The sequence below is a fragment of the Desulfomarina sp. genome (genome assembly GCF_054039375.1).
The window spans coordinates 1-10,830 of the sequence record NZ_JBPLBA010000188.1 but is presented as its reverse complement, the minus strand read 5'-3'; the positions used below and the strand labels follow the sequence as shown (position 1 = coordinate 10,830).

The following is a 10,830-nucleotide window of genomic DNA, read 5'->3' as shown; positions in this document are numbered from 1 at the left end:
TGACAGTTAAAATTGCTCTTGATATTACCCATACGGCCCGGACCATGCTGGTGGGCCAACGGCATAATGGGAGAATATCCAATCATACGGCATACCAACAACCTCGAATCTGTTTACACTTACGAGGGTACCCATGATATGCAAACACTGATCATTGGAGAAAAGGTAACTGGAATAGCAGTCTACCGATGAACCGACAACTGTTCAAGCAACAGACTGATACGGGCGTGAAGGGCAATCACTGCTGTATCAACCTTGAGAATCCGCTCGCCAATGGAGCAGGGGGTAAAACCCTGCTCCAGAAATCTTCTCACTTCAAAATCAACCCATCCTCCTTCCGGGCCAACAGCCAGAAGAACCCGTTCAGGAGAAATCCTTGCCGAGAGCTCCTCCTGCGGAGTGCTTACCCCATCAGGATGAGCCAGCAGAAGAGAACCATACAATTTCCTGAGGTCTGGGAAAAAATCCTCAATAAAAGGCCTGAAACGACGGTGAACAACAACTTCCGGCACCCTTGTGGCTCCTGCCTGTTCAAGGCCCTGGAGTAAAAATGGCAAAAACTCCTTCCTGCTTACAATGGATGACTGCCAGAAACTTTTTTCCACCCGGTTTGCCTGAATAAGATGGATTGTACCGACCCCCATGGCAGTCACCTGGCTCAATACTCTCTTCAGCATGATAGGCCTCGGCAGGGCCAGAACAAGGTCTATCGGTGAAAGCGCGTCACCTCCCCCAAGGATTTCCACCTGCAAGTCTACGGAAAAAGGAAATTTTCTTTTCAACTCAAGAATCTTTGCTTTTCCTCTGCCACCGTTTATAATACCAAACCTGACAATATCTCCCGGCCCGGAACGAAGGACTTTGACAATATGTTCAGCCCTGTGATCACCCAGACGAATACGGCCGGCTGTTATTTCCTCTGATGAGACCAGGATAATATTCATAACATGTTCATATTTTACTGTTTATTGCAGCTTCTTCTTCTGCCGCTACTGTTACTGTTGATCATCCCGGCCATGGTAATCCCCAGGTACAGGGGACGGATACCTGCCCGCCTCGGGGCAGGCCTGCCGGCAATTATCCCCGCGGCTGAGCCTGGTCAAAAAACCATCTGGGTCCATGCACTTTCAGTGGGGGAAGTCACCTCGGCCATCCCTCTCCTCAAAGGATTGCGCAGAGACCATCCCGGCCACAGGATTGTTTTTTCCGTTGCAACCCGCTCCGGACAAACAATCGCCCGTAAACTGGCAGTTGATCTTGTTGACCATATTATTCCTTCGCCCATCGATCTCCTGCCGGTCGTTGCACTTTTTGTCCATCGCATACAACCAATACTGTTCATCCTGGTGGAAACCGATTTCTGGCCGGGCCTACTAGGCTACCTGCGTCTTAAAAACATTACTGCGGTTCTGGTCAACGGCAGAATATCAGAAAAATCGATGAAAGGATACAGGCGATTCCGCTTTTTCTTCCAACCGCTCTTTTGCTCTTTTCACTGCCTCTTCATGCAGACTGCAGCCGATGCAAAGGCCATGAATGTCCTTGGAGTAGCGGAAAAACGTATTAAAACAGCCGGCAACCTCAAATTTGACACGAAAATTCCGGACAATCCGATGACAAACGGATTACAGACCCTCTTTCCATCAGAAAAAATACTGCTCATTGGAGGATCAACTCATCCCGGCGAAGAGGGTATACTTTTTCAGGTCTTTAGAGCTCTGCGCCCCAGTTTCCCCCATCTTTTACTGATTGTCGCTCCACGAAACCCGGACAGAAAAAAGGAAATTTGTTCCCTTGCGGAATCATTTCACCTTGATATCGAATGCAGAACAGCGATGAACAGTTCCCGTTCAGCCATTTTCCTGCTCGATACCATCGGAGAACTCATCGATTTTTATTCACTCTCCCATATCGCCTTTATCGGTGGCAGCCTTGTCAACAGCGGGGGGCACAATCCTGTGGAACCTGCCATTTTCGGCATCCCGATTATATTTGGTCCACATATGAGTGACTTTCATGAAATTGCCCTCTCCCTGCTTAAGGCCGGTGGAGGGCTGCAGGTGAAGGACGGGGACGGACTGCAACAAGCTGTTGAATTGTTTCTAGCCTCAGACAGCAAACGAAAAGAATATGGCACTGCCGCCCGGCAATGTATTATGCACCAACGAGGTGTCATAGACAACCACTTGAAAATAATAAACAAACTGATGTGAGTCGCCTTTTCTCTCTTTTATCGTATCACCTGCTGCCTTCGATAACTCTGGCTTTTATCCTGGGTATCACCTCCACTTTATTCATTGAACGGTTCCCCCCGGAGGGCTTCCCCGTCAGAGGCGTTCTTTTCCTCTTTCTTTTCCTGACCGCCTCTGTTCATTTACAGAAACGCAACAGGTCCGTGTACTGGCTGATACTCCTCCTTTTTTTCGGTCTAGGCCTGCAACAGGCTTCACAAAGATTACATCCTCCGAATGATCCGAATCATATTTACAACAGGATTACAGAAAAACGGGAAGTCATTCTTGCAGGAATCCTGGAAACCATGCCTGAACACCTAAAGTCTGGAGACATTACAAGGATTATAATTTCACTGCATTCCCTCCAGTTTCAAAACCAACGGTTTTTCACACCAGCCTCTGGCCGTATCCTCCTGAGACTTTCCGGGAAATGGCCTCAAGGTATATTGCCGGGAGACAGTCTCGTCATTCGGGCCGAGCTGAAACGACCGCAAGGCTACCTTTCACCCGGCAGCTTTAATTACAGCCGCTATCTCGCCCGAAAAAATATCTGGATTACTGGAAAAATCCGCACCCCGCTCTTTGTCCGGAAACTGGCAAATAAAAAAAAAGCTGTCGAAATAATAAAATATTTTCCAGAACAACTGAGACAGAACATCGCCGAAAAAATCACCAGGACAATTGCCCCGAATCTTGCTGGACTCTACCGGGCCATTCTTCTCGGAGACCGGTCAGGAGTGGACAACAGCCTGCAGGAACAGTTCAAAGCCGCTGGAGTCATGCATGTTCTGGCAATTTCCGGTATTCATATGGGTATCCTGGGAGTGCTCCTCTTCTTCCTTTTCCATCACGCCATGAAATGGTCTGAAACTCTCCTGCTCAAATTCAGAATAAAAAAAACAGCAGCTCTCTTATCCCTGCCGATTCTGGTCCTGTACTCATTAATTACAGGACTTAACGCACCGGTTATCCGTGCTGTAATCATGAGCTTAATTGTTCTTGCAGCCCTCTGTATCGATCGTCAGAAATCTTCACCCGAGCTTCTCTGTGGTGCAGCACTGGCTATCCTGGTTTTTTCTCCTCTTCAGTTATTTACTGCCTCCTTTCAGCTCTCCTTTGCAGCGGTTGCAGCCATCCTCTTTATTCTTCCCTGCCTGAGAAAAATTGTATCATCTGCCAGAGAAACTGAACATTCACGCAGTTTCATGGCCAAAGCCGGAGCATGGCTTGGTTCCGCCCTGCTGGTCTCCCTGGTTGCCGTTCTGGCCACTGCCCCCATATCACTCTATTATTTCAACAGGATATCCCTTGTCGGTCCTGTTGCAAATCTTGTCATTGAACCACTGATCTGCCTCTGGTCCCTTCTGTTTGGGTTTCTCTCCCTCCCCTTTCTCTTTATTCTGCCGCCCTTAGGGGAAGTTTTACTGCAGACAGGCAGCAACGGCCTGGCAGCAGCTATACAATGTGTACAGTTTTTTGCAGCCTTACCCTTTTCAGATGTCTACCTGCCAACACCACCTGTACCCCTGATCCTGTCCTACTATCTCTCTTTATACATGTTCTTCATCTGCAGAAAGACCCGGATGAACAATATAATACCTGCATCCGCCCTCATCTGCACCCTTCTCTTTTACCTTGTTCCCTCACTGTTCGACATCAGGCCAACTGGAAAAAAATTCTCTATCTCCTTTCTCGATGTAGGTCAGGGAAGTGCCGCTTTCCTCACCCTGCCGTCGGGATACAGACTGCTTATCGATGGCGGGGGATCATCGTATCTCTCAGCTACAGTAGGCAGAAAGGTTATTGCCCCTTACCTCTGGCAAAAGGGCATCTCCAGAATCGATGCAATCATCGTCACCCATCCTGACGCAGACCATTATAATGGGCTACCGTTTATCGTTGAACATTTTTCTCCCTCTGTCATCTGGGTAAACACTCATTCAGGACATGACCCTTTTTTCGAGCACTTTCTGCAGAAAGCAAGAATGAGGATGATCGAGACAAGAGTGGCGAAAAAGGGTGAATTTCTTGAACAGACCAGGAAAGTGAAGTGTATTGCCAATACAACATCCTGGCCGGGAAGCAGAAAAGGAGAAAACAACGGCCTGATAATACGGGCTGCCGGAGAAAATTTTTCTGTTCTTTTTCCCGGCGATATAGAGAAAAAAACCGAATACTCACTTTTAAAAAGGCGTTTTCCCCTGCATAGTGATATTCTTCTTTCTCCCCATCACGGTTCGGCAACTTCAAATTCCGAGCAGTTTCTCAGGAAGATCAGTCCCCGAATCATGGTTGTATCGGCTGGAAAAACAAGGAAGAAATATTTTCCCTCTCCTGGACTCCAGCAACTCTGCAGGAGAAACGATATCCTCATGTTGACCACTGCCCAATACGGAACCATCGAAATAGTCTCCGATGACGACGGTTACGCCCTGTTCGGCCACAACGTAAGAGACAGGAATCCATTACGTGGAATAAAAAGATATCTGATCAACAGAGAACGGTCAGACGATTAGTCGAAAATAACAATACAGACCTTAAACTTCTGTAAAATCTGATGGGGGTTTTCGTAAGAATTTTACGAATTTCGCCTTTTCCACGGCATTGGAATAAGCATCATCTGGACTGATCATTTTTTTCTGCAGATATTCCATGATTGCATCATCCAGGGTCTGCATACCGTATTTTTTCCCAGTCTGCATGGTGGAAAGTATCTGAAATGTTTTAGAGTCCCGGATAAGGTTTCGAACAGCCGGCGTAGCAATGAGGATTTCCAGGGCAGCACATCTACCCTTGATATCAACCCGTTTAAAAAGCGTCTGAGACACTACTGCTTTCAGGGCATCGGAAAGTGTGGACCTGACCTGCCCCTGCTGATTCGCCGGAAAAATCTCAATTATACGGTCAACAGTTTTCATGGCGTTGATGGTATGCAGGGTACCGAAAACCAGGTGACCGGTCATGGCCGCCTCCATGGCCAGAGAAATCGTCTCCAGATCACGCAATTCTCCGACCATTATTATATCAGGATCCTCACGCAAAGCCCCCCGTAATGCCGATGCAAAACTTTTGGTATGGGTTCCGACTTCCCTGTGATTAATAATACATTTCTGACTCCTGTGGACAAATTCTATGGGATCCTCAATGGTAAGAATATGATCTTTCCTTGTCTTGTTGGCCTCATCTACAATAGCTGCAAGAGTCGTGGACTTTCCTGATCCTGTCGGCCCCGTCACTAAAACCAGTCCTTTCGGCAGATGGGCAAGACGGGCAATGACCTTTGGCAGTCCCAACTGATCACAGGTCATTATTTCACTGGGAATCTCCCGAAAAACGGCTCCAACGCCATATTTCTGCTGGAAAAAGTTACACCTGTATCGGGCCAGACCAGGAATTTCATAACCAAAATCAACATCCCCGGTTTCCTCAAAAACCTTGATCTTTTCCTCGGGACAGATCTCATACAGCATGGCCCTGAGCTCATCATTGCCCAGCTTTTTAAATTTTACCCGCTCCATATCTCCACGAATACGAAGCAGAGGCTGCTGTTCGGCCACCATATGCAGGTCGGAAGCACCTTCATCATTCATTAATTTAAAAAATCCATCAATCTGGGCCATAGTTTTCCTCAAGTATAACTATTCAGACAAACACCTTTTTTCCAGCCTTGATTTTAGCATAACAAAAAAAGATAGCAAAGATTCTTTCTGCTACTTTTCAGAAGGAGTATTGCTGCCATCAGGGAATCAAAAACCTACACAGCTATTGTTTTTTGAAAATAATTCACAATTTCATCCACATCATCCATCACTTTAAAGAGAAATTTATCTTTTTCACTTATATTGCCGCAGCCAAGCAGTTGCTCGTCAATCCAGTCAACCAGTCCTTTCCAGAATCTGCTGCCAACCAGGACGATTGGAAACGGTTTAATTCTTTCTGTCTGGATAAGTGTCAGAGATTCAAAAAGTTCATCCAGAGAGCCAAATCCGCCTGGCATACAGATAAACCCCATGGAATATTTCATGAACATCACTTTGCGAACAAAAAAATATTTGAAATTCAGTTCAAAATTTGAATAGGGATTAGGCTGCTGTTCGTGGGGCAGGTTTATATTCAGTCCCACAGACACTCCTCCTGCTTCGGCAGCTCCTTTGTTGGCGGCTTCCATGATACCCGGACCGCCGCCAGTGATAATTCCATAACCGCTCTTTACCAGTTCACCTGCAATCTGATCAGCCAGCTGATAATATTTATCTTCCGGTGGAGTCCGGGCCGAACCATAAATTGTAACTGCGGGAACATCAATAGCCGACATGGCATCAAAACCGTCAACAAACTCGGACATTATTCTGAACATCCGCCACGAATCTCCAATTACGGAATTATCCAGACAATATTTATGCTCTCTTCTCACCTTTCTTCTCTCTTCTCTTTCCATTTATTGTCCCTCATTATAATAGTTCCCAATCACTGCGGATCCAGGCGCTTCCCCAGAAGGTTACGGGATAACACCACATATTCCTCAAACTGCTTTCCTTCCTGCTCTGCAATTTTATTAAACCAGTTCAACGCCCTTCTTTCATGACCGATCTCAAGACAGCATCCGGCAAGCAGAATTCGGGTTTCAACAAGGAAACGTTTATCTTTCAGACAAGGCTTAAGCACCTCTTTTGCCTCCTGAAACAATCCACAATGAATCTGAATTCTGGCAAGCACTATACGGTACCCCAGCAGATCAGGACGAAGTTCCACACTTTTTCGGCAGAGAGAAAGAGCTACCTCCGCCCCCTCCCCATTCTCAAAATAGACTTTACCAAGAAGATTCAAAGCCCGGTGATCAAACTCGTCAATGCGCAAAGCCTTCTGCAACCACATCATGGCCTCGGACGCGGAGCCAAGTCCGTAGTGGCATAATCCGATATGATATACAATCCGATCAGCTCTGCCAGATCCGGAAAACGATTCATAGAGGGGTAAAAGAAAATCCAGACCCTCCTGATAATTGCCGGTTTCCGAAGAAAGTACACCAATCTGAATGCACAGATCCTCCCGGACAGACTGATCCAGAGTCTCATCAATCCCGCAGCCAAGCGCCTGCCTGAAAAAAGTGATGGCCTCCTCTCTTCTACCTTTCTCAAGTTCTCCCAGGCCAAGATTATACAAAGCCATAAAATTGTCCGCATCAAGCTCCAACCCTTTCTTAAAACATTCTTCTGCCTGTTTGTGTCTGTTCATCAGTGCATAGGTTACTCCAAGGCTGTTATACAGATTTACATTTTCGGCATCACATAAGAGCCCTCTTTTGTATTCCTTTACTGCCTGAACAAGATCTCCATCACCGAAAAAGATATCTCCACTGATATTCAGGCTGACGGCGTTAAAAAGAGTTGCTGAACAGTCACCATAAAAAGAAGAATGTTCCAATGCTTTAAGGCAGTTATATGGAATTTCTCCTTTTTTAAAGTCAGCATAGGGAAAACCGCATATCCCAGCGGAAACAGTGTTGCCTTTTTTAATTTTCCTGTAACTTTCCAGGACATTTTCAGTCCATTGCAATACTTTGACATCATTTTCACCGTCAAGAAAAACGAGAAGATCATTATCGACAGGAATACACTCCCCTCTGTCAATCAGCACCTTCATATCACTGACAATTGAAAAACATTTTTCATCACTGCGGAAATAAATAAGAAAAAACCTTTCCGACTGTCGCCACAAGCGCCTGAGTTTCCGAAGAAGCCCTTCATGTGGACGAACCAGAGGATGCGCTTCAGGATGGGCGAGCAGATCAAAATCACAGAAACCATACGGTCCTCTTTTTCGGGCAACCCAAAGGGCCGTCCATGCCTCATCAAGAAAATTTTTCCCCTTTTTCCCTTCTATATCTCCAGTCGTTGAACATGTTGTACCGATATGAACTTTTTTGAATCCCTCTCTTTTCAGATAAGCCACAAGGGAAGCAGCCAGACCTGTATTGCCGGCCTTGTGGTCGCGATTAGTAACAACTGCGAAAATACTGTTGCCAAGATGGTGAAGAATTGCCCTCTCCGGCACAAATGCCCGTAAAGTTTCCACGCATCTGTGTAAATGACGGCTCGCTGCCTGGAAAGTCATACTCTTTCCGGGGATCTCAACCACAAGCAGTTGAATATTTCGAGCAGATGAAAAAGTATCCAGAAGAGAGTAAAGATTTGACAGGTTGAACAATCCGGTTAAATCATCAATCCGGGCCTGTTTAAGCAGCAGAAAACTTCGCTTTGCTTCCCGCCTGACATCAAACAGCCAGTCCTCAGTAACCCGCCTGAGGAAAAGAGGATCGAGCCCTGAAAATAATGCAGTAATAACACTTTGATCCGACAGGACAAAAGGTAGAAAGAGAAAATTATCAACCTTGCCGATCCGGCGACCATCCTCTACGACCTGCCGGAAAATTCCAACAAGCTCATTTAAACAGGATTCATCCGAAAATTGATCTTTTAACTGCTTTTCACCAACAATAAAATCCAGGTGTTCCGCGGTTACCACTTTTTCCAGAAGAATATCAGCAAAAGCCTTTGAAAATCGCAGGAAATCCTTTTTTACCAGTCCCTGGTTCCCTGATGCCAGTGGGAATTTTTTCTTAATCACTCGGCTCCCCGTCATTGAAAAACCCCGCCAACTGCCCGACAAGATCCACAACTTCATGATCCCCTATTGTGCGAACATCAAGAAGAAACTGTTCATTCTCTATTCTTCCGATTACAGGAATTTTGAGACTGCGCAATTTCTTCTCAAAGGAGCTGAGTTTCATTTTTTCCGGCGTCAGTACCACTGCCCAGGAAGGAATACTGTATTCGGGAAGTGCCCCTCCCCCAACTCGACTGACTGTTGGCACAAGTTTGAATTCACATCCGGTCTGTACAGATTTTTTCAAACGACGCTGAATCCGTACAGCTCTTTTTTTCAACTCACTGTTTCCAACCGTCAGCATGGCCAGTGTCGGAATTTTTGCAAGGGCATTTTCTGTCTCATAATATTCCCGCAATACACTTTCCAGTGAAGCGAGAGTAAACTTGTCAATTCGCAGTGCCCTGTTCAGGGGGTTTTTCTTGATTTTCCCTATAACTTCACTGCTCCCAACAATAATTCCTGCCTGGGGGCCACCAAGCAACTTATCTCCGCTGAAAGTCACCACATCCACACCGGCTTTTACAATTTCCTGGACAGTCGGTTCTTTGGGAAAACCGTACCTGGAAAGATCAACAAGACATCCGCTACCAAGATCTTCCATTGTAAAAAGATTCTTTTTCCCAGCCAGTTCAACCATTTCTTCAGCCGAGACATCTGAGGTAAAACCAATAATTCTGAAATTTGAAGTGTGCACACGAAGTAACAAAGCGGTTTCAGGAGTTATACTATTTTCATAGTCATGGAGATGTGTTCTGTTGGTGGCCCCCACTTCGACAAGATGTGCCCCACTTTTTTTCATGACATCAGGTATCCTGAAAGATCCCCCAATTTCCACGAGTTGTCCACGGGACACAATGACCTCACGATCTTTAGCCAGAGTATCAAGAGCCAACAGCACTGCAGCCGCATTATTATTTACTACAATGGCAGCTTCAGCTCCCGTAAGATCACAGATGATTTCCTCTACAAGGCTGTACCTGCTTCCGCGCTGTCCGCTTTGAAGATCAAACTCCAGATTTGAATAAAATCTTCCGGCTCTGGTCAAACTCTCAGTACATTGAGTTGATAGAATAGACCGACCGAGATTCGTATGAACAACTACACCTGTACCATTAAATATACGTTTAAGGTTAGGTTCCTGTTTTTTAGTAATATTTCGTTTCACCAGTGCCAACCATTCCTCCAAAGTTCTCCCTGGAACATTACCGCCAGACAGTATGATTTTTCTTTCCCTCTCAATAGTCGTGCGAATAACGGTTTTGATTAAACGCCTCGGGGCCGATAAATCTTCAGAATTTTCAAGAATAGAAAGAATGGCATCCACCTTCGGCAGGGATGCAAGTTTTTTTTGTTTTGAATTCATTTGTTTTGTTATTTTTGGTTATGCTATACTCAATGAAAAGAGACAAAACGCTTTATTAACACGGATATAAATTCTAACCAAGAATAATCCGTACATATACCGAATGCTTTTACCTACTCACAGTGGCAACAACTCCATAATTTGATAACTTTTGAGCTGTAATTGCTCACAGACACCGCATAATTCTGCAGACTCTTTTATTCACTTTTACCTACGTATTCAGACAAAAGAGGTTGTGAGAAGCTGGGAGAGTACTTGTGAGCAGTCAGCGATGTTTTATATAATTGCCCTTTCAGCCACAAGATAATTTTATTTTTCTCATTTCTTTCATTTTCCCCTTGACGGCTGTTGCGTAATAAAGTAGTTTGCCGCGGTCTTTTGGAGATGCCGGGGTGTTTCTGGTGATTCATTTGGTTGAAACAAAAGATGAAATGACGGAACAAAGAGATTGACAGTTTAGTTTATCTGCATTAAATTGTTTGCCTCACCGCGGAACTTGTACCGCGCGATTCGTTTTTATAAAGCGGGTTGAGAGATGGTCCTTGAAAACTAAATAACAACATA

The 10,830-nt window shown here is 45.4% G+C and carries 7 protein-coding genes and 1 pseudogene; 3 read left to right on the top strand and 5 right to left on the bottom strand.

What is annotated here, in order from left to right:
- Nucleotides 1-192, top strand: a pseudogene (locus ACXLDX_RS10940) (acyl-CoA dehydrogenase family protein); the annotation flags it as partial.
- Here the strand turns inward: ACXLDX_RS10940 and ACXLDX_RS10935 are convergent.
- Nucleotides 183-944 (bottom strand): 16S rRNA (uracil(1498)-N(3))-methyltransferase, encoded by a 762-nt coding sequence (locus tag ACXLDX_RS10935; RefSeq protein WP_457577217.1) that lies wholly within the window; start codon nt 942-944, stop codon nt 183-185. The pseudogene ACXLDX_RS10940 and the gene ACXLDX_RS10935 sit on opposite strands and share 10 nt — an antisense overlap.
- A gap of 3 nt (nt 945-947) precedes the next feature.
- On the opposite strand from ACXLDX_RS10935, the gene ACXLDX_RS10930 reads away from it, so the two are divergent.
- Nucleotides 948-2,213: a 3-deoxy-D-manno-octulosonic acid transferase gene (locus tag ACXLDX_RS10930; protein WP_457577216.1), complete on the top strand. Its 1,266-nt coding sequence runs from the start codon at nt 948-950 to the stop codon at nt 2,211-2,213.
- On the top strand, nt 2,210-4,750 hold the full coding sequence (locus tag ACXLDX_RS10925; protein ID WP_457577215.1) for a DNA internalization-related competence protein ComEC/Rec2: 2,541 nt from the start codon (nt 2,210-2,212) through the stop codon (nt 4,748-4,750). Before ACXLDX_RS10930 ends, ACXLDX_RS10925 begins: the two co-directional genes overlap by 4 nt.
- 21 nt (nt 4,751-4,771) lie before the next feature.
- Here the strand turns inward: ACXLDX_RS10925 and ACXLDX_RS10920 are convergent, their stop codons facing one another.
- The 4 genes from ACXLDX_RS10920 to selA form a co-directional block, all read right to left on the bottom strand.
- A complete protein-coding gene (locus ACXLDX_RS10920; RefSeq protein ID WP_457577214.1) occupies nt 4,772-5,854 on the bottom strand; it encodes a type IV pilus twitching motility protein PilT in 1,083 nt (360 codons plus the stop codon).
- A 134-nt stretch (nt 5,855-5,988) separates the two neighbouring features.
- A complete protein-coding gene (locus ACXLDX_RS10915) occupies nt 5,989-6,672 on the bottom strand; it encodes an LOG family protein (RefSeq protein WP_457577213.1) in 684 nt (227 codons plus the stop codon).
- A gap of 29 nt (nt 6,673-6,701) precedes the next feature.
- On the bottom strand, nt 6,702-8,861 hold the full coding sequence (locus ACXLDX_RS10910; protein WP_457577212.1) for a tetratricopeptide repeat-containing diguanylate cyclase: 2,160 nt from the start codon (nt 8,859-8,861) through the stop codon (nt 6,702-6,704).
- On the bottom strand, nt 8,854-10,266 hold the full coding sequence (gene selA, locus ACXLDX_RS10905) for an L-seryl-tRNA(Sec) selenium transferase (RefSeq protein WP_457577211.1): 1,413 nt from the start codon (nt 10,264-10,266) through the stop codon (nt 8,854-8,856). Before selA ends, ACXLDX_RS10910 begins: the two co-directional genes overlap by 8 nt.
- Nucleotides 10,267-10,830 lie beyond the last annotated feature (564 nt).

Excerpts from the sequence above, each read along its gene's own strand:
- ACXLDX_RS10935 (WP_457577217.1), bottom strand. The coding sequence starts at position 944 with ATGAATATTATCCTGGTCTCATCAGAGGAAATAACAGCCGGCCGTATT.
- ACXLDX_RS10930 (WP_457577216.1), top strand. The coding sequence starts at position 948 with ATGTTCATATTTTACTGTTTATTGCAGCTTCTTCTTCTGCCGCTACTG.
- ACXLDX_RS10920 (WP_457577214.1), bottom strand. The coding sequence starts at position 5,854 with ATGGCCCAGATTGATGGATTTTTTAAATTAATGAATGATGAAGGTGCT.
- ACXLDX_RS10915 (WP_457577213.1), bottom strand. The coding sequence starts at position 6,672 with ATGGAAAGAGAAGAGAGAAGAAAGGTGAGAAGAGAGCATAAATATTGT.
- selA (WP_457577211.1), bottom strand. The coding sequence starts at position 10,266 with ATGAATTCAAAACAAAAAAAACTTGCATCCCTGCCGAAGGTGGATGCC.